The organism is Xanthomonas sp. NCPPB 2250 (assembly GCF_056725265.1).
On record NZ_CM161520.1, the window covers coordinates 2,049,531 to 2,071,579 of the forward strand.

20 protein-coding genes are annotated in these 22,049 nt (G+C 70.2%); 10 read left to right on the forward strand and 10 right to left on the reverse strand.

Translation table 11 applies throughout. The features are described from left to right. The first annotated feature begins 23 nt into the window (after positions 1-23). Both AC1PMG_RS08550 and AC1PMG_RS08555 read left to right on the forward strand, forming a co-directional pair. Positions 24-851 (forward strand): DUF3298 and DUF4163 domain-containing protein, encoded by an 828-nt coding sequence (locus tag AC1PMG_RS08550; RefSeq protein ID WP_481111309.1) that lies wholly within the window; start codon positions 24-26, stop codon positions 849-851. A gap of 148 nt (positions 852-999) precedes the next feature. Beyond that, entirely contained in the window at positions 1,000-1,533 is a 534-nt protein-coding gene (locus tag AC1PMG_RS08555) for a MarR family winged helix-turn-helix transcriptional regulator (protein WP_342072068.1), read from the forward strand. Positions 1,534-1,799: 266 nt separating this feature from the next. Here AC1PMG_RS08555 and AC1PMG_RS08560 read toward each other — a convergent pair whose 3' ends face one another. Further along, positions 1,800-2,582 carry an anti-sigma factor family protein gene (locus AC1PMG_RS08560; protein ID WP_481111310.1) on the reverse strand — a complete coding sequence of 261 codons (783 nt, stop codon included), beginning with the start codon at positions 2,580-2,582 and terminating at the stop codon, positions 1,800-1,802. Then, entirely contained in the window at positions 2,579-3,112 is a 534-nt protein-coding gene (locus tag AC1PMG_RS08565) for an RNA polymerase sigma factor (protein ID WP_017907990.1), read from the reverse strand. The genes AC1PMG_RS08560 and AC1PMG_RS08565 overlap by 4 nt, the downstream gene beginning before the upstream one ends. A gap of 108 nt (positions 3,113-3,220) precedes the next feature. Between AC1PMG_RS08565 and AC1PMG_RS08570 the strand changes: the two genes are divergently transcribed. Both AC1PMG_RS08570 and AC1PMG_RS08575 read left to right on the forward strand, forming a co-directional pair. After that, a complete protein-coding gene (locus AC1PMG_RS08570) occupies positions 3,221-4,489 on the forward strand; it encodes a S8 family serine peptidase (RefSeq protein ID WP_481111311.1) in 1,269 nt (422 codons plus the stop codon). A gap of 104 nt (positions 4,490-4,593) precedes the next feature. Further along, a complete protein-coding gene (locus AC1PMG_RS08575) occupies positions 4,594-5,394 on the forward strand; it encodes a hypothetical protein (RefSeq protein WP_481111312.1) in 801 nt (266 codons plus the stop codon). Between the two features lie 171 nt (positions 5,395-5,565). On the opposite strand, the gene AC1PMG_RS08580 is transcribed toward AC1PMG_RS08575, so the two are convergent. Beyond that, positions 5,566-7,752, reverse strand: a complete 2,187-nt coding sequence (locus AC1PMG_RS08580) for a M3 family metallopeptidase (protein WP_481111313.1) — start codon at positions 7,750-7,752, stop codon at positions 5,566-5,568. A gap of 333 nt (positions 7,753-8,085) precedes the next feature. Between AC1PMG_RS08580 and AC1PMG_RS08585 the strand changes: the two genes are divergently transcribed. After that, positions 8,086-8,577, forward strand: coding sequence for a glutathione peroxidase (locus AC1PMG_RS08585; protein ID WP_295860276.1), 492 nt, complete (start codon positions 8,086-8,088; stop codon positions 8,575-8,577). Positions 8,578-8,815: 238 nt separating this feature from the next. On the opposite strand, the gene AC1PMG_RS08590 is transcribed toward AC1PMG_RS08585, so the two are convergent. The 3 genes from AC1PMG_RS08590 to AC1PMG_RS08600 form a co-directional block, all read right to left on the reverse strand. Next, positions 8,816-9,595 (reverse strand): ferredoxin--NADP reductase, encoded by a 780-nt coding sequence (locus AC1PMG_RS08590; protein ID WP_150410206.1) that lies wholly within the window; start codon positions 9,593-9,595, stop codon positions 8,816-8,818. 103 nt (positions 9,596-9,698) lie between these two features. Then, positions 9,699-10,097: a hypothetical protein gene (locus tag AC1PMG_RS08595; protein WP_017909042.1), complete on the reverse strand. Its 399-nt coding sequence runs from the start codon at positions 10,095-10,097 to the stop codon at positions 9,699-9,701. Positions 10,098-10,124: 27 nt separating this feature from the next. Beyond that, entirely contained in the window at positions 10,125-12,008 is a 1,884-nt protein-coding gene (locus AC1PMG_RS08600) for an ABC transporter ATP-binding protein (RefSeq protein ID WP_481111314.1), read from the reverse strand. A 149-nt stretch (positions 12,009-12,157) separates the two neighbouring features. Between AC1PMG_RS08600 and AC1PMG_RS08605 the strand changes: the two genes are divergently transcribed. Continuing rightward, complete coding sequence (locus tag AC1PMG_RS08605) at positions 12,158-12,418, forward strand: hypothetical protein (RefSeq protein ID WP_481111315.1); 261 nt, start codon at positions 12,158-12,160, stop codon at positions 12,416-12,418. Between the two features lie 269 nt (positions 12,419-12,687). Here the strand turns inward: AC1PMG_RS08605 and AC1PMG_RS08610 are convergent, their stop codons facing one another. From AC1PMG_RS08610 to AC1PMG_RS08620, 3 genes are all read right to left on the reverse strand, one after another. Beyond that, on the reverse strand, positions 12,688-13,590 hold the full coding sequence (locus tag AC1PMG_RS08610) for a dimethylarginine dimethylaminohydrolase family protein (protein ID WP_481111316.1): 903 nt from the start codon (positions 13,588-13,590) through the stop codon (positions 12,688-12,690). Between the two features lie 267 nt (positions 13,591-13,857). Further along, positions 13,858-14,298, reverse strand: a complete 441-nt coding sequence (locus AC1PMG_RS08615; RefSeq protein WP_481111317.1) for a carboxymuconolactone decarboxylase family protein — start codon at positions 14,296-14,298, stop codon at positions 13,858-13,860. An 84-nt stretch (positions 14,299-14,382) separates the two neighbouring features. Further along, a complete protein-coding gene (locus AC1PMG_RS08620; protein ID WP_481111318.1) occupies positions 14,383-15,264 on the reverse strand; it encodes an RNA polymerase sigma-70 factor in 882 nt (293 codons plus the stop codon). A 101-nt stretch (positions 15,265-15,365) separates the two neighbouring features. On the opposite strand from AC1PMG_RS08620, the gene AC1PMG_RS08625 reads away from it, so the two are divergent. The 4 genes from AC1PMG_RS08625 (at position 15,366) to AC1PMG_RS08640 (ending at position 20,498) form a co-directional block, all read left to right on the forward strand. Further along, positions 15,366-16,886: a fumarate hydratase gene (locus tag AC1PMG_RS08625; RefSeq protein WP_481111319.1), complete on the forward strand. Its 1,521-nt coding sequence runs from the start codon at positions 15,366-15,368 to the stop codon at positions 16,884-16,886. Positions 16,887-16,995: 109 nt separating this feature from the next. After that, positions 16,996-17,631 carry a glutathione S-transferase family protein gene (locus AC1PMG_RS08630; RefSeq protein WP_481111320.1) on the forward strand — a complete coding sequence of 212 codons (636 nt, stop codon included), beginning with the start codon at positions 16,996-16,998 and terminating at the stop codon, positions 17,629-17,631. A gap of 363 nt (positions 17,632-17,994) precedes the next feature. Further along, the gene (locus tag AC1PMG_RS08635; RefSeq protein WP_481111321.1) at positions 17,995-18,408 is read left to right on the forward strand and encodes a DUF2946 family protein; all 414 of its coding nucleotides are present in this window, start codon (positions 17,995-17,997) and stop codon (positions 18,406-18,408) included. Between the two features lie 35 nt (positions 18,409-18,443). After that, positions 18,444-20,498 (forward strand): TonB-dependent copper receptor, encoded by a 2,055-nt coding sequence (locus tag AC1PMG_RS08640; RefSeq protein ID WP_026143479.1) that lies wholly within the window; start codon positions 18,444-18,446, stop codon positions 20,496-20,498. Between the two features lie 261 nt (positions 20,499-20,759). Here the strand turns inward: AC1PMG_RS08640 and AC1PMG_RS08645 are convergent, their stop codons facing one another. Further along, positions 20,760-21,911: a phospholipase A gene (locus tag AC1PMG_RS08645; RefSeq protein ID WP_048491344.1), complete on the reverse strand. Its 1,152-nt coding sequence runs from the start codon at positions 21,909-21,911 to the stop codon at positions 20,760-20,762. Between the last annotated feature and the right edge of the window lie 138 nt (positions 21,912-22,049).

Here is a 22,049-nt window from a genome sequence, read left to right on the forward strand (position 1 = left end):
CAGAGACGATGGGCAACGGGCGGATGGCATGGACGGCACTGGCAGTCGCGGCGGCGCTGGCACTGGCCGGCTGCAAACGCGAGGAACCGGCCGCCGCACCGGCGCCCGCCGCGGCACCGGCACAAAGCGAGGCCGCCGCGGCGCCGGAGCCGGCGCAGACCACGCCGCCGGAACTGAAGGACATCGTCGAACACAGCCCCAGCTATGTGGTCGGCATCACTTTCCCGCCATCGATCAACCGCTATCCCGGACTGGCCGAGGCGGCCAACCGCTATGCGCAGAGCGCGCGCAGCGAGCTGATGGAAGCGGTGGACGGGCTCGGCAACGATCGCCCGCGCGCGCCCTACGAACTCTCGCTGCAGTTCGAGATGCTGCTGGAGCGTCCGGACCTGGTCGCGCTGAGCGCCGACGGCAGCCGCTACACCGGCGGCGCGCACGGCGAACCGCTGGTGGCGCGTTGGGTGTGGCTGCCGCAGCAGCAGCGCATGCTCACCGCCGAGACGCTGATCCCGGATGCGTCGCACTGGAAGCAGGTGGCCGGCTACGTCGCCGCGCAACTGCGCCAGGCGGTGCAGACGCGGGTGGATGCCGAACAGGTGCCACCGGAGGACCAGGACGAGCAGGTGCGCAGCGCCAGCAAGATGATCGCCGAAGGCACCGAGCCGCAGCCCGGCAACTTCAGCCAGTTCCAGCCGTTGGTCGACGCGGCGGGCAAGATCACCGCCTTGCGCTTCGTGTTCCCGCCGTACCAGGTGGGGCCGTACGCCGATGGCACGCAGACGGTGGACGTGCCGGCCAGCGTGCTGCGCGAGCTGGTGGCACCGGAATACGCGCCGCTGTTCGCCGCCTGAGCGGTGGCCGGCGCGCCAGCGCGCGTCGGCGTCGGCGTCGGCGTGCGGTGCACGGCGTCGACAGCATGCGGGAACGCAACGCATGCCCTCGTCGGGACGCTGCGCAATGGGTAGCATTGGCGGCTACCCCACTTGCAATCGATTTCTTATGGGCAGTTTCGATCAGACCGAGCGGCGCGTGGCGCACACCTGCGCGCGCTATCCGGCCTTCCCGCGCGAGCCCGCCGTGCTGGTCCGGCTGGTCAAGCACCTGTACAAGCGCGTGCATGCCAATGCCAGCGGGGTGCTCAAGGAGTACGGCATCAGCCCGCCTGAGTACGAGATCCTGATGATGCTGTACGGCACGCCCGAGCAGTGCATCACCCCCACCGAGGTGGCCGAGGCCGCCAGCGAGAAGCCGGCCAACATCACCCGTCTCACCGACAGCCTGTGCAGCAAGGGGCTGCTGTCGCGCACGGCCAGTCCGGAAGACCGGCGCAAGGTCGCGCTGACCCTGCAGCCGGCCGGCATCGCCCTGATCGAACGCCTGCTGCCGGACGTGTGTGCGTTCCTGGAGACGGAAACCGCGGCGCTGGATGCCGGCGAGCAGCAGCAGCTGGAGATATTGCTGAAGAAGATGCTGGCCGGCATCGATGGCCTTGACGCTGCCGCCGAGTCGAAGACGCAGGCGGCGTTGCCCTGAGGGCACCTCGAAGAAGGTGCGTCCGCGGCATCGAGCGTGAATCGATGTGCTGTAGGAGCAGCTTCAGGGCATCTCTAATAACGCGTTATTGCCGCGGCTCGGCATGATGTCCTTTCTCGATTGTAGGAGCGGCTTCAGCCGCGACGGGCATTCCCGGTAACGCCCGTAGCGGCTGAAGCCGCTCCTACCGAACGTGTTCCGGCGTGCTTCGGAGGTGCGCCAAGGCGCGTTGTCCATCCCGAAGCAAGCGGGGCATCGTCCTGTTTCTAGCGCCAGCCGCGCTCGCGCGCGCGCTGCTCGCCGTCGGCATCCAGCGCCTCGCCGGCGATGCGCGCATCCACTGCCTGCAGCACGGCGGCCGGCATCGGGCTGGCCGCCATGCGCATGCCGCCGCCGTCGTGGCGTTCGCCGGCGGGCACCAGCAGTTCCACCCGCCATGCGCCGTCGCGTTGGCAGGCCAGGCCGGCGCTTGCACTCGGCAAGGCGAAGGTGCGGCAGTAATGGCCGTCGCGATCGCGGAAGCTCAGGCCGATGCGCACGTTTCCCCGGGACTGGCCGGACAACTGCTGCGTCAGCGCCTGTGCTAGCGCACCCTCGGCGACGCCACCCTGGGCCGCCGCGACCGTCGGGCCGTGCGCATCGCCCGGCGGCAATTGCCGCTGCGCGATCCACAGCCCCAGCAACAACGCCGCGGCCAAGGCCGCCGGCAGCGCCCAGCGGCGGCGCGCACGCGGCCGCAGCGGCGTCGGCCGGCTGGCTTGCGCCATCCCCGGGACGGGCGAGGACGGCAGCGCCGCGACATCGGCGTGCTGGCCGGGCGCGCCGGTGGGCCGTTCCCGCGCGGCGGCGAGCAGGCGCGCGGGTACTGCTTCGTCCAGCACCGGGGCGAAGCCGGCGCGCAACCGCGCCTGCAGGCTGCGCAGCCGCTCCAGCGCCTGCGCCAGTTGCGGGTCGCTGCGCAACGCCGCTTCCACCTGGGCGGCCTGCGCCGCATCCAGTTCGCCATCGGCATAGGCCTGCAGCGTGAGTGCGTCGATCGTGGTGTTCATGCGGTCGCCTCCAGTGACGCCTGCAGGGCTTCGCGCCCACGCGCGAGCCGACTGGTGAGTGTGCCGAGCGGAATCTCCAGCACCGCCGCGGCATCCTTGTAGGACAGGCCTTCGATCAGCACCAGTGCGATCGCCAGGCGTTGCTCCTCGGGCAGGCCGGCCATCGCGGCCTGGACGGCCATCCAGTCCTGCTGCCGCTCCAGCGGCGTGTCGCCGACGTGCTCGCCCTCGGCCGCATCGACGAAGACCTGCCGCCGTCGCCGCTGCGCCCGCACCTCGTCGATCCAGGCGTGGCGGATGATGCCGTACAGCCAGTACTGCAGCGGCGTCTCCGGCCGCCATTGCCCGGCGCGGCGCAGCGCGCGCTCGATCGCGATCTGCAGCAGGTCGTCGGCGTCCTCGCGATGGCCGGCGACGGCACGCGCGAAGCGCCGCAACTGCGGCAGCAGGGTACAGATGCCGTCGCCGACGGCGGCCGTGGGATCGGCGTGCATGTCGGTGATACGTTCGGCGGAGGGGTTTTCTTCCATGGGCGCGGCGCGGCGTTCACCGCGTGTCGGGATGGCAGGATTAGTGTGGCACGCCAACAGGGGCGGACAACGGAGCGGGGCATGGCGACGGGCAGACGAATGCGCTGGATGGCCGTGGCATGGCTGGCGGTGGCGACACCGGCATGGGCGCAGCTGGCGCTGCCGTCGGCCGGCGGGCTGGTGCAGGACGTGACCCAGGGCGTGCAGGGCGGCATGAATCGGGTGGGAGAGTCGCTGCAGGACGCGCGCGGCCAGGTCGAACGGCTGCGCCTGAAACGCCTGCAGGCGCTGCTGCGCAGCGATCCGCGCGGGCTGGAGCGCGACGAGGGCGGCGCCGTGGTGATGCGCGGGCAGGTGGTGGCACTGGAGCCGGACCCTGCTGCGCTGCAGGCGGCGCAGGCGGCCGGCTTCGCGGTGCTGGAGCAGCGCAGCTTCGGCGAATTCGGCCTGCGCCTGGTGGTGCTGCAGGTGCCTTCGGGCCTGTCCACGCGCCGCGCGCTGCAGCAGCTGCGCGAGCGCGATCCGCAGGGCGATTACGACTACAACCACGTCTACAGCGGATCGGCAGCGACGCCGCCGGCGCCTGCCAGCGTATCCGCCGCTCCGGCGGCCTCGGGGGCCGCGGCGGGCGGCTTCGTGGTCGGCCTGATCGACAGCGGCGTGGACGCGGCGCATCCGGCGCTGGCCGGCGTACAGGTGCAATCCTGGGGCTGCGACGGGCAGGTGCGCGCGCAGCCGCACGGCACCGCCGTCGCCTCGCTGCTGGCGGGACGCGCGGTGGCGCACGGGCCGTTCGCGCGCACGCTGTATGCGGCCGACATCTACTGCGGGCAGGCCGACGGCGGCACCGTGGTGGAGTTGGTCGGCGCGTTGGCGTGGATGGCACAGCAGCAGGTGCCAGTGATCAACATCAGCCTGATCGGTGGGCCCAACCGCGCATTGCAGCTCGCCGTGCAGCGCATGCTCGCGCGCGGCCACGTGCTGGTCGCGGCGGTCGGCAACGATGGCCCGGCGGCACCGCCACTGTATCCCGCGTCCTATCCCGGAGTGATTGGCGTCACCGCGGTGGATGCGCGCGCGCGGGTGTTGCCGGAGGCGGGGCGAGGGCCGCAGGTGACGTTCGCCGCGGTCGGCGAACTGATCGCCGCGGCACCGCAGGGCCGCTGGCAGACGCAGCGCGGCACCTCCTTCGCCGCGCCGCTGGTGGCGCGGCTGGCGGCGCAGGCCTTGCCGCAGCCGGATCCGCAGGCGGCCGCGCAGGTACGCGCGCAGTTGCAGGCGCAGGCGCGCGATCTCGGTGTGCCCGGCACCGATCCGGTGTACGGCGCCGGGCTGCTCGGCGCGGACCTGCCGCTGCAGCGCGCGCCGGGCGGCTGAACGCATTCTGTCTGCGTCCCGCCTGCACGGGATGTTCTGCGTCGCTCGATTCGTAGGGAGATATGAGAGCCGCAGATGGCCTGCGGCGACACGAGGAGAACGCGATGAACGGCAAGACTCTGTTGGCGAGCGCGGTGCTGGTGGCGACGGTGACGCTGACCCCGGGCGTGGCCGGCGCGCAGGTGCTGGGTGGTGCGGGCAGCGTGGGTGGTGCGGTCAACGGCACCCTGGGCGGCCTGGGCGGCGGCAGCCTCGGCGGCAACGGGATGGGCGCAGGCCGCCTGGACGCCGGAGTGCCGCTGGATCGCGCCCGCAGCGGCATCGAGCAGTCCTCGCAGCGTGCGCGGATGGCGGCGCAGCGGGCGGCGGCGCGTGGCGCGGCCACCGCTGACGGCGCGGCGCAGACCGCCGGCACTGCGGTGAACCAGGGCCGCACGCTGGCCGGCAATGCCGCCGCCAGCGGCAGTGCGGCGGCACGCAGCGCGGCCGGCAGCGCAGTCGGTCAGGCCAACGGCGCGCTCGGCGCGGCGGCCAGCGCGGCCAATCCCGCCGCGGCGCTGTCGACGGCCGGCAATGCCGCCGGTGCAGTCAATGGCGTGACCGGTAACGGTGCTGCGTCGAGTGCGGCCGGTAACGGCAGCGGCAGCGGCAGCGGCAACGGCAACGGCGTCGCCAGCGGCGGCAGCCTGCCGACGGTGCCGGCGCTGTCCGGCAGCGGCAGTGCCAACGGTGCGGCCAGCGGCAGCGCCTCGCACAGCGTGGGCACGCACGGCGGGTCGGTGTCGGGCCAGGCGGGCGCGGGCGGCCAGGGCGGTGCGCAGGCCGGCACCGGTCAGGCGCAGGGGCAGGCCGGCGGCGCGGCGTCGCTGGGCGTCAGCGTCGATGCCTCCGGCAACGGCCAGTAAGCCAGCTGCGGGCGAGGCGCGACGCACCGCGCATCGCCGCTGAAAACGCAGGCTGAAAAACACGACGCCCGGCTGAGCCGGGCGTCGTGCGTGTTGCGTCCTGCGGTCGGTCGCGGGTGTGTTCCGCCGCGACGTGGCGGCACGGCCGCATGGGCCGTGCCGCGCTGCGCCTCAGCGTGCGCTCGGCGTCGCCGCCGGCGTGGCGTTGAGGCCGCGCTTCTCCAGCAAGGGTTCGATCTGCGGCGCGTGCCCGGCGAAGTCCTGGAACAACTGCATCGCATCGACGCTGCCGCCGCGCGAGAGCAGGGTCTTGCGGAAGCGGTCGCCGTTGGCGCGGCTCAGCCCGCCATGCTGCTTGAACCACTGCTGGGTGTTGGCGTCCAGCACCTCGGCCCAGATGTAGGCGTAGTAGCCGGCCGCGTAGCCGCCCATGATGTGGCTGAAGTACGGCGTGCGGTAGCGCGGCGGCACCGGCGCATAGGCGATGCCGTCGGCGGCCAGCGCCTTGGCCTCGAAGTCCATCACGCCCGATGCGGGCGGCACCTGGCCGGCGCTCAGCTGGTGCCAGCGCTGGTCCAGCATCGCCGCGCCCAGGTACTCGGTGGTGGCGAAGCCCTGGTTGAACTTGGCGGTGGCCACCACCTTGTCCAGCAGCGCCTGCGGCATCGGCGCGCCGCTCTGGTAGTGCTTGGCGTAGTGCTTGAGGATGGCCGGATCGTCGGCCCACATCTCGTTGACCTGCGAGGGGAACTCGACGAAGTCGCGCGGCACGCTGGTGCCGGAGAAGTACGGGTACTTCACGTTCGAGAACATGCCGTGCAGCGCATGGCCGAACTCGTGGAAGGCGGTGGTGACCTCGTCCCAGGTCAGCAGGGTCGGTTGCCCGGCCGGCGGCTTGGGGATGTTGAGGTGGTTGGCGACCACCGGCTTGTCGCCGGTCAGCGCCGATTGCGACACGTAGGAGCTCATCCAGGCGCCGCCGCGCTTGGATTCGCGCGCGTACATGTCGGCGATGAAGATCGCCAGCTGGCTGCCGTCGGCGTCGAACACGTCGTAGACCAGCACGTCGTCGCGGTAGGTGGGCAGGTCGGTACGCTGCTTGAAGGTCAGCCCGTACTCCTGGTTGGCGGCGTAGAACACGCCGTTCTCCAGCACGTTCTTCAGTTCGAAGTAGGGCTTGAGCTGGGCCTCGTCGAAGTCGTACTTGGCCTGGCGCACCTTCTCGGTGTAGTAGGCCCAGTCCCAGGCCTCGAGCTTGAAGCTGGGCTTGCCGGCGGCCTTCTGCTCCTGGTCGATCATCGCCTGCAGGTCGGCCGCCTCGCGCTTGGCGTTGGCCACCGCGGCCGGGGCCAGCTTGCCGAGCATGGCGTTGACGGCCTCGGGGGTCTTGGCGGTCTGGGTTTCCAGCGAGTAGGTGGCGTGGTTCGGGTAGCCGAGCAGCTTGGCGCGGTCGGCGCGCAGGGTCATGATCCGCGACACCAGCGCGGTGTTGTCGTACGGGCCGCCGTGGCTGCCGCGCGACACCGAGGCTTCGTAGATCTTCTGCCGCAGCGCGCGATCCTTGAGCTGGGCCAGCGGCGGCTGGCCGGTGGTGTTGAGCAGGGCGATCACGTACTTGCCGTCCAGTTTGCGGGCCTTGGCCGCTTCGGCGGCCGCGGCGATCTGTGCGTCGGACAGGCCATCGAGTTGCTTGACGTCGTCCACCACCACCGCGGCGGCGTTCACTTCGGCCAGCACGTTCTGGCTGAACTTGGTGCCCAGTTCGGCCAGTTCGGCGTTCATCGCCTTGAGCTTGGCCTTGTCGGCGTCGTTGAGCTTGGCGCCGTCGCGGACGAAGTCGCTGTGGTACTTCTCGACCAGGCGCACGCCCTCCGCGTCCAGGCCGAGCTGGTTGCGGGTGTCGTACAGGGTCTGGATGCGTGCGAACAGCTTGGGATTGAGCGCGATCGCATCGCGGTGCGCGGCCAGCTTGGTCGAATAATCGGCCTGCAGTTTCTTGCGGGTGTCGTTGGTGTCGGCACCGACCAGGTTGAAGAACACGGTGGTGGCACGGTCCAGGATCTGCCCGCTCTTCTCCATCGCCACGATGGTGTTGTCGAAGGTGGGCTTGGCGGTCTGGTCGGCGATGGCCTGCATTTCCTTCAGCTGCTGCGCCATGCCGGCGTCGAACGCGGGCGCGAAATCGCTGTCCTTGATCTTGTCGAACTGCGGGTAATGCAGCGGCAGCGGGCTTTCGGCGAAGAACGGGTTGGCCTGCGTGGCGGCGGTTGCAGCGGTGGGCGTGGTGGCCGGAGCGGCGTAGGCGGGCATGGCGAGTCCGAGCGTGGCGGCGAGGGCAAGGGCGAGGCGAGAGGTCATCAAGCGGTATCCGCAATCATGGTGATCGGGCAGGCTACCCCAGGGCGGCAGGCGTGACCCGTGACGAAAGCCATGGGCGCACTGCAGCATAGGCGCTTGTTTCTCTTGGCTTTGCGGCATTTGGCGTGAACCTTGACGCAGTGCGCTCTCGCGCGTGGCGGCGCCGGTGCGGCCACGCATCGGTGGTGCGCTGGCGGTGTGTGTCGGCGCGTTCGCGCCGACCTCTGCGACGCGGCCTCGCGCATCGGCCCCGGTTCGCTGGCGACGCGTGCGGCCACCGCGTAGCATCGCCTCGACCCAGCGCCGCAGCGGCGCGCCGCGCCACGAGGACCCATGGACACGCCGACCACCGCCTATGCTTTCACCGCGACCACCTTGGACGGGCAGGAGCAGCCGCTCGCCGAGTACGCCGGCAAGGTGCTGCTGATCGTCAACGTCGCCTCCAAGTGCGGCTTCACCCCGCAGTACGCCGGGCTGCAGGCGCTGTGGCAGCGCTATCGTGAGCGCGGGCTGGTGGTGCTGGGCTTTCCCTGCGATCAGTTCGGCCATCAGGAGCCGGGCGATGCCGCCGAGATCCGTCAGTTCTGCTCGCTCAGCTACGACGTCGATTTCCCGATGTTCGCCAAGGTGCAGGTCAACGGCGACGGCGCGCATCCGCTGTGGCGCTGGCTCAAGCAGCAGAAATCCGGGCTGCTCGGCATTGCCGCGATCAAGTGGAATTTCAGCAAGTTCCTGGTCGGCCGCGACGGCCAGGTGCTGGCACGCTATGCGCCGACCGACAAGCCGGAAGCGCTGGCCGACGAGATCGAGCGGGCGCTGGGGTGAGTAGGCAACCGGTTAGTCCAGGCTGCTCGGATACTGCTCTTGTGGGAGGGACTTCAGTCCCGACGCCTTCAAGTCAAACGCGTCGGGACTGAAGTCCCTCCCACACTATTTCGCCACTGTTCGCTTTGATCTGTTGCCGTGTCGCTTATGCCGGTAGGAGCGGCTTCAGCCGCGATGCTTTACCGGTAACGCCCGTCGCGGCTGAAGCCGCTCCTACGACGGGAGACGCGCAGCGCCGTCACTTCTCGACGAAGGCGCGCTCGAATACATAGTGCCCCGGCGAGCCGATGCGCGGCGAGGCGACGAAGCCGCGGGCGTCCAGGGTGTGGCGCAGGTCGGCCAGCATCTGCGGGCTGCCGCAGATCATCGCGCGGTCGTGTTCCGGGTTCAGCGGCGGCAGGCCCAGGGTGCGCTGCATCTGGCCGCTCTCGAGCAACTCGGTGAGGCGGCCGCGGTTGCGGAAGTCCTCGCGGGTCACCGCCGGGTAGTACAGCAGCTTCTCGCGGATGGTCTCGCCGAGGAACTCGTGCTGCGGCAGTTCCTTCTCGAAATAGTCGCGGTAGGCCAGGTCCTTCTCGAAGCGCACGCCGTGGGTGAGGATCACCTTGTCGAAGCGCTCGTAGGTTTCCGGATCCTTGATCACCGACAGCCACGGTGCCAGGCCGGTGCCGGTGCCCAGCAGGTACAGGTGGCGGCCCGGGTGCAGGTCGCTGATCAGCAGGGTGCCGGTGGGCTTCTTGCCGACCAGCACCGAATCGCCCGGCTTGATGTGCTGCAGGCGCGAGGTCAGCGGGCCGTCCGGCACCTTGATGCTGAAGAACTCCAACTGCTCTTCCCAGTTGGCGCTGGCGATGGAGTAGGCGCGCAGCAGCGGCCGCGTCTCCGTCTCCAGGCCGATCATCACGAACTGGCCGTTGTCGAAGCGGAAGCCGTCGTTGCGGGTGGTGGTGAAGCTGAAGTAGTCCTCGGTCCAGTGGCGGACATCGAGCACCGTTTCGGGGCCAAAAGCGGAAGACATGCCGTTAATCGTGATGGGGAAGGAACGGCGGCCATTCTACCCCATGCCGACTCAAATGAGATCAACTCTCATTTGAGGGTCGGGCCGATCCCGGCGATCCGGCTCACTTCTCGAACGAGACCTCGTAGGAGAGGTACAGCGGTGCCTGCGGCGGCGCCAGCAGCGGGCGCTGGCGCAGGAAACGCTCCAGGCACAGGGCCAGCGGGGTGGTGCCGTTGCGCCAGCTGGCGCCGACGCTGCCGTCGGCCTGCACCTGCACCACCACGGTGAACGGCGAGGTGTCCGGACGCGGCGTGGCGCAACTGGCCACGCCCTCGTCCAGCGCCGCGCGCTGCAGGGTCTGCAGGCGCTCCTGCATGGCCGCCGGCAGGCCGGCCTCGTCGCGGTCGGCCAGGGCCTTGGCCGCGGCGTAGTCGGAGGGCGCCGGCGTGTCCGCGGCGGGAGCGGCGAGCGCCGGGACGGCGAGGGCGGCGGCGAACAGGCAGGGCAGGGTGCGGAGCATGGCGGTGTCGGAAGGGGCGGACCAGGCTCAACGATACCCAGCGGCCTGCAGTTCGAACAGTTCCGCGTAGCGGCCGCCCTGTGCCATCAGTTCGTCGTGGGTGCCGCTGGCCTCGATCCGGCCGTCGGCCAAGACCAGGATGCGGTCGGCCATGCGCACGCTGGAGAAGCGGTGCGAGATCAGCACCGCGGTGCGGTTGTCGGACAGCTCCTTGAAGCGCTGGAACACCTCGAACTCGCTGCGCGCGTCCAGCGCGGCGGTCGGTTCGTCGAGGATCATCACCTGGGCGTCGCGCATGTAGGCGCGGGCAATGGCGATCTTCTGCCACTGCCCGCCGGAGAGGTCCACGCCGGTCTTGAAGCGGCGCCCGATCACCTGCGCGTAGCCCTGCGGCAGGCCGTCGATCAGCTCGGCGGCCATCGCCCGCTGCGCCGCGGCGCGGATCCGCGGCGCGTCGTCCAGTGCGTCGACCTGGCCGACGCCGATGTTCTCGCCGGCACTGAAGTGATAGCGCACGAAGTCCTGGAAGATCACCCCGAGGTTGGCGCGCAGGTCGTCCAGGTCGTAGTCGCGCAGGTCGCGGCCGTCGAGCAGGATGCGGCCTTCGTCCGGGTCGTACAGCCGCGCCAGCAGCTTGACCAGGGTGGTCTTGCCGGCGCCGTTCTCGCCGACCAGGGCCAGCACCTCGCCGGCGCGCAGCGCGAAGTCCAGGTGCCGCACCGCCCACTGCTCGGCGTCCGGGTAGCGGAAGCCGACGTTCTCGAACACGAAGCCCTGCACGATCGGCCGCGGTACCGGCACCGCGCCCGGGCGGGTGCGGATCTCCGGGACGATGCGGAAGAACGAGTACAGGTCGTCCAGGTACAGCGCCTGCCCAGCTACCTGCGAGAAGCCGATCAGCAGGCCTTCCAGCAACTGCCGCAGGCGCAGGAAGCTGCCGGCCAGAAAGGTCAGGTCGCCGATGCTGAAGTCGCCGCGCACGGTGCGCCAGGCGATGTAGCCGTAGGCGCCGTAGTAGCCCAGCGTGCCCAGCGCCGCCAGCACGGTGCCCCACAGCATGCGCTTGCGCGCCAGCGCGCGGTTGGCCTGGAAGTAGCGGTCGGCCAGGGCGCGGTAGCGCGCGATCAGGAAGTTGTGCAAGTTGAAGATCTTCACTTCCTTGGCGGTCTCGACGCTGGCGCCGAGCTGGCGCAGATAGTCGAGCTGGCGGCGTTCGGCCGTCCACTGGAAGTTGAGCGAGTAGCCGAGCGCGTTGAAGTGCGCCTCGCCGATGAAGGCCGGCACCAGCGCCACCGCCAGCAGGGCGATGAGCCACGGCGCGTACACCAGCAGGCCGACCGCGAAGCTGACCACGGTGATCGCGTCCTGCACCTGGCCGAACAACTGGCTCATCAGGTTCATGCGGCCCATGGTCTGGCGCCGCGCGCGGTCCAGCCGGTCCTGCTGCTCCGGATCCTCGAAATCCTCCAGGTCCAGCTGCGCGGCGTGCTCCATCAACTGCACACTGGTGGTGTTGTTGAACAGCTCCGACAGCAGCGTGTCGGCATAGCTGACCAGCCGCCCGAGCAGGTCCGAGGCGATCGCCAGCGCCAGCTCCAGGCCCAGCAGTTCCAGCAGCCGGTTCAGGCGGCCGCTGGCCAGGGCCTGGCCCAGCGAGTCGAAGCCGGGCGATTGCCCGACCAGGTGGATGGCCTCGTCGATGATCAGCTTGCCGACGTACAGCGCGGCCACCGGCAGCAGCGCACGGATCACGCGCAGGCCGATGCTGCTCAGGGTCAGCCAGCGGCTGGTCTGCCAGATCTGGCGCAGGAACGGCGGCAGGTTGCGCATCGCATCGAAGCGCTCGCGCAGGCTCGGGCCGGTGCGGGGCGCGGCGCGGGCGCCGCCATGGGAAGGGGAGGTGGAGGCCATCGGCGCATTGTGCCGGGGCAGGGTGTGCGCGGGGAGTGTGGGCTGCACCGGGACGCAGGCTGCATCGGGGCTGACGCCGGTGGCGGGCGCGCGCTTGCTGAGGGCGCGGCATGGGTGAGCCTCGTCGATGTCCTGCCAAGGCTACTGCCATGTCCGTCCCTGCCGTCTCTGTGTTCGCCCGCCTGCGTGCGCATCTGCCGTCGTGGCGCGAACTGCTCGGCTGCACGATTCTCGTCCTGCTTGCCGCTGCGCTGCTGCGGTGGGGCGACGCGACTATGTTGGCGCTGACGCTGTCGTATGGAGTCTTCGCGATCGGCTACAGCCTGTTCCGCTTGTTCGGCGGTCGTAGCGGCATCGACCTCGAGCAGTTGTGGCGCGAGGTGCTCAATGCGGTCCTCGGTCTGTGCTGATGGGGTTCGTAGCGGCGTGGGCAGCCCGGCGCGACGGCTGTGTCATGCGGCGTGTCGCACCCTCACCCCAACCTCTCTCCCGGGGAGAGGGGCGAGCGCGTCCCTTCTCCCTGCGGGAGAAGGTACCCCGAAGGGGCGGATGAGGATACGGGCGAAGCCTCGAAATGCTTGCTACCGCCAGGCGTTCCATGGCGGCCGTACCCTCACCCCAACCCCTCTCCCGGTGGGAGAGGGGCTGATGGAGGCGTCTGGCTGGAGCTTCTTTCGGCTTACTCGTCCAGCCGCAGCGTCAGGCACTTGGCGGCGCCGCCGGCCTTGAGGAATTCGTCCAGCGGGGTCTGCACCACGCGGTAGCCGATCGCCGCCAGGGCGGCGCACAGCGCGGGCGAGGCGCGGTTGAGCAGCAGGGTGTCGTCCAGGTCCACCGCGTTGCAGGCGAAGGCGAGGGCGTCGGCCTCGCCGACGGCGATGCGCCGCGAGGCCGGGACGTGCTGGGCGATCGCCTGCTGCGCGTCGGCGTCGAACGCGGCCGGGTAGTACAGCAGGTAGCCGTCGCGCAGCGGGCAGAAGCAGGTGTCCAGGTGATAGAAGCGCGCGTCGACCAGGCGCAGCGGCACCACCTCGATGTCCAGCAGGTCGGTCAGTTCGTGCGCGGCGGCCAGGTCGCTGCGGTGGCCGTGGCCCATCCACAGCCGGCGTGCGCCGCGGTCCAGCAGCGCATCGCCGGCGCCTTCGAAATACACCTGCTCGGGCAGTTCGCAGATGCGCAGGCCGGCCTGGCGGCACCAGGCGGTGAACAAGGCTTCCTCGCCACGGCGTTCGGCGTGGCGGAAGCGGCTGGGCACGAAACGGTCGCCGAGCACCAGGCCGGCGTTGGCGCTGAACACCATGTCCGGCAGGCCCGGCGCCGCGGCGATGCAGTCGACGCGGGCGCCTGCCGCCTCGGCGGCGGCCACCAGCGCGTTCCATTGCGCCTGCGCGCGCTCGCGGCTGGCGGCGTGGACGTTGCCTTCCATCCACGGGTTGATCACGTAGTCCACCGCGAAGTGCTGCGGCGCGCACATCAGCAAGCGGTGGCGGTAGCTGGCGCCGGTGCGGGAGTGCGGCTCGGGGGAGGCGAGGGCCAGGTCGGTTTCGTCGGCCAGGCCGACAGCAAGGGCGTTCTCGATCATGCGCGCGCTCCATGTCTGGGATGCGCGCCACGCTAGCGGCGGCGTGTTGCGGGGACATGTCGGTCTTGGTGGCGGGAGTGGGGATTCGGGATTGGGGATTCGTGCAAGCAGAACCGCGCGCGCTGGGGGTCTGCCTGGCGCTGGCGTGTGGGGAGTGCGTCCAGCTGCCAGCACTCGGAATTCGGAAGCGCTATGCATCCTTGCCGACTACGCGATCCTGCTTCCGAATCCCCAATGCCGAATCCCCAATCCCGGCGCGCAGCGCCCTTACGGCAGCGCCGGCTGCAGCCCCACGCCCAGCCGGTTCCAGGCGTTGATCACGGCCACGGCCATGGTCAGCGCACTGATCCCGGCCGGGTCGAACTGCGTCGCCAGTGCGTCGTAGACGACCTGCGGCGGTGCACCGGCAGGCAGCGTGGTCAATGCCTCGGCCCAGTCCAGCGCGGCGCGCTCGCGGGCGTCGAAGAAGCGGCTGTCGCGCCAGGCGGCGAGGGTGTCGAGCTTGCGTGGCTCGGTGCCGGCGCTGCGCAGGGCGGCGGCGTGCATGTCCATGCAATAGGCGCAGCCGTTGAGTTGGGAGACGCGCAGGAACACCAGTTCGGTGAGGGCGCTGCCGAGGATGCCGTCGTGGACCTGCTGACTGGCGCTGAGCAGGGCGCGGAATGCGTCGGGTTCGTGGCGGGTGTAGTCGATGCGATGGAAGTGCATGGTGGGTCGCGCATGGCGGCCACCATGGCCGCCTTCCCCTCCAGGACGCGGCGGCGTGTGCCGGCGTGACAGCGCCGCCGCAGCTCAGTCGTCGCTGGCTGCAGATTTCGCCGTCGGCGCCGGCAGCTTGTCCGGGTTCATCAGCGTCAGCACCTCGGCGATGCGTTCGCCGTCGATCACCAGCACAGTCACCGACTGCAGCCGCGGCCCCAGGAAGCGCAGGATCGCCGGTTCGCCGTTGACCGTGCCGATCCGCGCCTGCAGGCCCAGGCCGCGCCGCGCCACGGCCCAGTACAGCCGGCCGATGCGCTCGGCGCCGTGCAAGGGGCGCAGGCTCGCGGTGACCTTGCCACCGCCGTCGGACAGCAACTGCGCATCGGCATGCAGCAAGGCGGCGATGGCGGCGCGGTCGCCGCGCTGCGAGGCGTGCAGGAAGCGCTCCAGCAACTGGCGGTGGCGCTCGGGCGTGACCGCGAAGCGCGCCTGGCCCTGGCCGAGCCGCTCGCGCGCCCGATGCACCAGTTGCCGGCAGCCGGCCTCGCTGCGCTCCAGGGCGTGGCCGATCTGCGCGTAGTCGTAGTCGAACGCCTCCTTCAGCAGGAACGCCGCGCGCTCGTGCGGGTTCAGCCGCTCCAGCAACGCCAGGAACGCCACCGATACCTGCTCGGCGCGGTCGTGGCGCTCGGCCGGGTCGGCGTCGTCGGCGATCTCCAGCGGCTCGGGCAGCCACGGGCCGACGTAGTGGACGCGGACGCTGCGCGCCGCACGCAGGCGGTCCAGCCCGAGCCGGGTAGCGGCGGTCACCAGCCAGGCTTCGGGGTCGCGGATCGCCCCGCGGTCGCTGGCCTGCCAGCGCAGCCAGGCGTCCTGCACGGTGTCCTCGGCGTCGGCGCGGCTGCCGAGCAGGCGGTAGGCCAGGCCGAACAGCCGGGGGCGGTGGGATTCGAAGGTCGGATCGTGGGTCATGACGACCAGGACGGAACAGGGCGTGCCGGCGTGACAGCGGGCGGGCCCGCCACTTTGCCCTAAAATGGGCGGGTTTCCCCCCGCCAGCCGCAGAGCCAGCCGTGACCTCGATCAAGCAGGAAGACCTCATCCAGTCCGTCGCCGACGCGCTGCAGTACATCAGCTACTACCACCCGGTCGACTACATCAAGAACCTGTCCGCGGCCTACGAGCGCGAGCAGTCGCCGGCGGCCAAGGACGCCATCGCGCAGATCCTGATCAATTCGCGCATGTGCGCCGAGGGCCACCGGCCGATCTGCCAGGACACCGGCATCGTCACCGTGTTCCTCGAGATCGGCATGAACGTGCGCTGGGACGACGCCACCATGGGCGTGGAGGACATGGTCAACGAGGGCGTGCGCCGCGCCTACAACCATCCGGACAACAAGCTGCGCGCCTCGGTGCTGGCCGATCCGGCCGGCAAGCGCCAGAACACCAAGGACAACACCCCGGCGGTGGTCAACGTGAAGGTCGTCCCCGGCGACACCGTCGACGTCATCGTCGCGGCCAAGGGCGGCGGCTCGGAGGCCAAGAGCAAGTTCGCCATGCTCAATCCCTCCGATTCCATCGTCGACTGGGTGCTCAAGACCGTGCCGACCATGGGCGCCGGCTGGTGCCCGCCGGGCATGCTCGGCATCGGCATCGGCGGCACCGCCGAGAAGGCGATGCTGCTGGCCAAGGAAGCGCTGATGGAGCCGATCGACATCGTCGACCTGCAGGCCCGCGGCGCGTCCAATCGTTCCGAGGAACTGCGCCTGGAGCTGTACGAGAAGGTCAACGCGCTGGGCATCGGCGCGCAGGGCCTGGGCGGCCTGACCACGGTGCTGGACATCAAGGTCAAGGATTACCCGACCCACGCCGCCAACCTGCCGGTGGCGCTGATCCCCAATTGCGCGGCCACCCGCCATGCGCACTTCACCCTGGACGGCAGCGGCGCGGTGATGCTGGATCCGCCCTCGCTGGAAGACTGGCCCAAGCTCACCTACAACCCGACCAACGCGCGCCGGGTGAACCTGGACACCATCACCCGCGAGGAAGTGGCCAGCTTCAAGCCGGGCGAGACGATCCTGCTCAACGGCAAACTGCTGACCGGCCGCGACGCCGCGCACAAGCGGATGATCGACATGCTCAACCGCGGCGAGACGCTGCCGGTGGACTTCACCAACCGCTTCATCTACTACGTCGGCCCGGTCGATCCGGTGCGCGACGAAGTGGTCGGCCCGGCCGGCCCCACCACCGCCACGCGCATGGACAAGTTCACCCGGCAGATGCTGGAGCAGACCGGCCTGCTGGGCATGGTCGGCAAGTCCGAGCGCGGCGATGCGGCGATCGCCGCGATCCGCGACAACAAGGCGGTGTACCTGATGGCGGTCGGCGGCTCGGCCTACCTGGTGTCCAAGGCGATCAAGGCCAGCAAGGTGCTGGCGTTCGAAGACCTGGGCATGGAGGCGATCTACGAGTTCGAGGTCAAGGACATGCCGGTGACCGTGGCGGTCGATTCCAGCGGCGAGTCGGTGCACAAGACCGGCCCGCGCGAGTGGCAGGCGCGCATCGGCAAGATCCCGGTGGTGGTCGAGGCCTGATCGGCCGCAGCGCGAAAGCCGGCGAAGTCGCCGGCGTCGTCCGCGGCGCTGGCGGTGCGCCGGCGCCGCGGCAATAATCGGCGCTGGTTCCGCCTCCGGGGAAAGCGTCGTGTCCATCGTGCTTTACGGCTCGCCCAGTACCGCCTCGTTCGTCGTGCACTGGTTGCTGATCGAACTGCAGGTCGATTTCGAACTGCGCATGCTCGATTTCGAGCGCCATGAGCAGAAAAGCCCCGAGTACCTGGCGCTCAACCCGCAGGGGCGGGTACCGACGCTGGTGCTGGACGGGCAGGTGCTGACCGAATCGGTCGCCATCGCCATGCACCTGGCCGACCTGTATCCGCACGCCGGCCTGGCGCCGCCGCCCGGCACCCATGAACGCGCGGCCTATTACCGCTGGATGCTGTTCGGCGCCTACACCCTGATGCCGGCCTACCGCGACTGGTTCTATCCCGACGAACCGGCCGGCGCCGACAACGCCGAGCGCGTGCGTGCCAGTGCCCGCGCGTTCCTGGAAAAGGCCTGGGACGAGGTGGCGGCCCACCTGGAGCAGGGCGGCCCGTATCTGCTGGGCGAGCACTGCAGCGCCGCCGACTTCGTGCTGGTCATGCTGATGCGCTGGTCGCGCAACATGCCGCGGCCCACCGACAGCTGGCCGGCGCTCAAGGCACTGGCCGAGCGGATGAAGGCGCGCCCGGCGTTCCACGAGACCTATCGGCGGGAAGGCATTACCGACTGGGCGTGAGCAGCGGCGCGGAAGCGCGGATCCGGAAGCAACGGCGGCTACGTCGTGGGGCGTCGGCTGTCGGGGTTCCGGCAGCTTCCCCGGACAACGAAGATGGGTTCGTTGAAACTTTGCTCCTCCGTTTTTTCTGGTCCTCGACATGAGCGCCGAATCAGCAAAGCGCTGATTCACAAGCACGTGTGCTGACCGTTCACGTGGTTTGCGCTCACCCGTATGGAAGCATCGCGCGTCGCTGTGTAGCCAGCGGCGCCCCCTCCTGCGTCATCTTGTCGCACCCGCCACTGCGGCCGACCCGCTGCCGACGCGGCCGCCTAGAATGACGCGGTGTCCGTCCTCCGTGCTCCCGCTCGATTGCGCCGCCTGATGCGCTGGCCCGCCTTGCTGGCCGCGCTGCTACTGGTGGTCGCGCCGGTGGCCAGCCGGCTGCTGGAGACCGCAAGCCTGTCGGTGCCGATGTGCACGACCGCCGGGTTGCAGGCGATGCCGGAACTGCCACCGGAACATGGTGCCGCGCACGCGATCCACGCCGATCACCACGAGGTGTCGGGCGCACAGCGCGACCATGGCCTGGCGCATGCCGCCTGCGATTACTGCCTGCTCGCCGCGCGGCTGCTGCCGTGGCTGGCGATCGTCCTGCTGCTGGCCGCGGCCTTGCCGGCGCCAAGGGTCGCGACGCCGCTGCGCCGTCGCGTCCATGCCGCCGTGCGCTGGCGGGCGCACGCCGCACGCGGGCCGCCACTGAATCTCCAGAACGCTCTCCTGTTTCCGGTGCGCTAGGCGCGCCGGTGCCGTTCTTTTCTGGAGTTCACCTCATGCCTCAGTTCCTGCCGTCGCCCGCGCGGGCGGCGTTGTCGTGCTGCATTCTTGTCAGTCTGTTTCCCGCTTCCGGCCACGCCGAGGCGCCCGATGCCACCACCCTCGACCGGATGCAGGTGACCGCCACCGCGCCGGTCGCGCCGCTGACCTGGACGGTCGATCCGAAGCTGCCGCGGCAGCCGGTGCCGGCCAGCGACGGTGCCGACTATCTGAAGACCGTGCCGGGCTTCGCCGCGATCCGTAACGGCGGCACCAACGGCGATCCGGTCCTGCGCGGCATGTTCGGCTCGCGGCTCAACGTGCTCAGCAACGACGGCACCCTCGTCGGGGCGTGCCCGGCGCGGATGGACAACGCCCTGTCCTACATCGCGCCGGAGACCTTCGACCGGCTCACCATCGTCAAGGGCCCGCAGACCGTGCGCTGGGGCCCCGGCGCCTCCGCCGGCACCGTGCGCTTCGAGCGCGACACCCCGCATTACGCGGCACCGACGCTGGAAGGCGAGGCCAGCGCGCTGGTCGGGTCCTGGAACCGCAACGACCAGAACCTGGACCTGCGCGGCGGCAACCGCAGCGGTTACGCCCGCGTGGACGCCAACCGCTCCGAGTCCGGCGACTACCGCGACGGCGACGGCGCAGTGGTGCCCTCGCGCTGGCGCAAGTGGAATGCCGACGCCGCGGTCGGCTGGACCCCGGACCCGGACACCGTGCTGGAACTCTCCGCCGGCAGCGGCGACGGCCTGGCCCGCTACGCCGGGCGCAGCATGGACGGCACCCAGTTCCGTCGCACCAGCTACGCCGCGCGCTTCGAGCGCACCGACCTGCCCGGCGCCTGGGAAGCGCTGCGCGCCAATGCCTACGTCAACGACGCCGACCACGTCATGGACAACTACACGTTGCGCCGGCCCAACCCGCAGTCGGCGATGCCGATGCCGATGGCCGCCAACGTGGACCGACGCACCCGCGGCGGGCGCGTGGAATCGGAGTGGCGCTGGGACCAGGTCGTGGTCCAGGCCGGCGTCGACACCCAGCAAAGCCGCCACCGCGACCGCAGCGCCAGCGGCGAGGGCGCATACCGGACCGTGCCGTGGCGCACCGACGCGCGGTTCGACAACCTCGGTGCCTTTGCCGAAGCCACCTTCGGCGCCGGCACGGCGCAGCGCTGGATTGCCGGCCTGCGCCTGGACCGCGCGCAGGTCGAGGACACCCGCCGCAGCATCGGCATGATGGGCATGCCCAATCCCACCGCCGGGCAGACGCGCAGCGAAGACTTGGGCAGTGGCTTCCTGCGCGTGGAGCGCAACCTCTCGGCCGACACCGTCTGGTATGCCGGCCTCGGCCGCAGCGCACGCATGCCGGACTACTGGGAACTGTTCTCCGCCGACATGGGCCCGATGGGCGCGGCCAACGCCTTCGCCGGGCTGCGCCCGGAACGCACCACCCAGCTCGATCTCGGCCTGCAGTACCGCGGCGCGACCGTGCAGGGTTGGGTCTCCGCCTACGCCGGGCGGGTGCAGGACTTCATCCTCTTCACCTATGCCGACGGCGGCATGATGGGCACCACCACCCGCGTCGACAACGTCGACGCGCGCATCGCCGGCGCCGAGGCGGGACTGGATTGGCAGCCGCTGCACGGCCTGACCCTTGGCGGCACGCTGGCCTACGCCTGGGGCGAAAACCGCAGCGACGGCACGCCGTTGCCGCAGATGCCGCCGCTGGAATCGCGGCTGCGACTGGAGTGGGAAGGGCAGCGCTGGTCGGCCGGGGCGCTGCTGCGCGCGGTGGCGCGGCAGGGGCGGGTGGCGCTGGACCAGGGCAACGTGGTTGGCCGCGACCTCGGCCGCAGCGCCGGTTTCGCCACGCTGGGGCTGAGCGGCGGCTACCGGGTCAGTGAAGGGCTGCGGCTGAGCGCCGGCATCGACAACGTGTTCGACCGGCGCTACAGCGAACATCTCAACCTGGCCGGCAGCGCCGATTTCGGCTTCCCGGCCGACCCGGTGCGCATCGCCGAACCGGGCCGCAATCTCTGGCTGAAGGGCAATTACCGGTTCTGAGCGATCGGCGCCAGTTGATCAGTGGGCGCGGTCGCGTGGCGGCCGCGCCGCCGTCGCGGTGAGGCCCGGCGATGTGCCCCGGGCAACTCCTCGTATGCAGTGCGCAGCGATTCGGCATTGCATGCAGGAAACCTCGACGCTGTCCGCGCGCGCCGTCACTGCAGCAATCCAGACGTCCACGGGGCGTGCGCGTCCGACGCGTGACCAGCACGCGCGACGTCCGCCAGGCGGGCGCCGCGCGTGTGACTCAGGTGCGGCCGATCAGAACCATTCCAGCAGCGAGATGCCGACGCCCACATAGGTGGCGCGGTGGTTGTAGTCGATCATGCTCTCGCCATAGCCGTCGAACACCTGCACATGGCCGCGCAGCAGGTTGCTGATCGGGAAGCCCCAGTCCAGCTGCACCGCGCCGTGCGAGCGGTCGCCGCCGCGCAGCGAATGCCGTGCCATCAGCGCCACCTCGTGGCCGTTGCGGTTGTAGATCAGGGTCGCGTCGCCGCGGCCCATGTAGTCCTCGATGTCCGGATTGTTGTCCTGCTTGCGGCTCTCCGGGATGCGGTACCAGGGGCGCAGCACCAGCGCCCAGTTGTCGCGGTCCAGGCCGATGTTGAGCATCGCCCGGTTCCAGCTGCGCGACAGCGGATCGCTGCGGCCGTTGGACTGGTGGGTCAGCTGGATGCCGGTCATCCGGCCCTTCCAGCCGAACAGGCTGTAGTTGTTGCGGAACACCAGCATCAGTTCCGGCTCGTAGTTGGTCTCGCGGAACGGTCGCGACTGCTCCGCGTTGTAGACCTGCCAGCGCGAGCTCTGGGTATACGCGCCCCACAGGTCGCCGTTGTCGCCGAAGATGTTCTCCACGATCTTGGTCTTGAAGCTCAGCTGGAACTTCGCCTCCACGCTGTCCAGCGGCTCGGCGGTGGTCACCGTGTTGACCGGGTTCGGCGAGGACGGCAGCTCGTTCTTCTTGCTGGTCCAGAACGCCGGCAGCAGGTACACCGGCTTGTAGGCGCGCAACTGGAAGGTGCCCAGCTTGGAGTCCTTGGCAAGTTCCCAGCGGCTGTCCAGCAGCGAGCCCTTGCCGGCATTGGCGATGGTGCTGTCGTAGCGGTCCTGCTTGAAGATCGCGGCGGCGCGCTGGCGGGTGCGCTCGGCGACGCCGGCATCCTCCGGCACGCTGGCGTCCAGCTGTTGCTTCTGGCGTTCGCTGGCAGCCTGCGCCGCGGCATCGGCCGCCTGCGGGTCGGCGGTGCGGCGCGACAGCGCCTGGTCGTAGCAGGCCAGGCGGGCGGCGTCGCTGGAAATCGCCACGCAGGCTTCCGGCGAGGCGGGGGTGGGCAGGACTTCCTGCGCGTGCGCAAGCGGCACGGCCGCGATCGACAGCAGCAACAGGGGACGGACCTGACGATGGGACATGCGGTTCTCGCTGCAACGGGCGGCGCGGGCGGGTGGTGCGCTGCCGGGGTGAATGGCCGGCAGGGAAAATACAGGAAGTGACGACAACAGGGTCATCACACGTTCATGCTGCCGCCGCGACGCCGTCTTCAGGCGGGC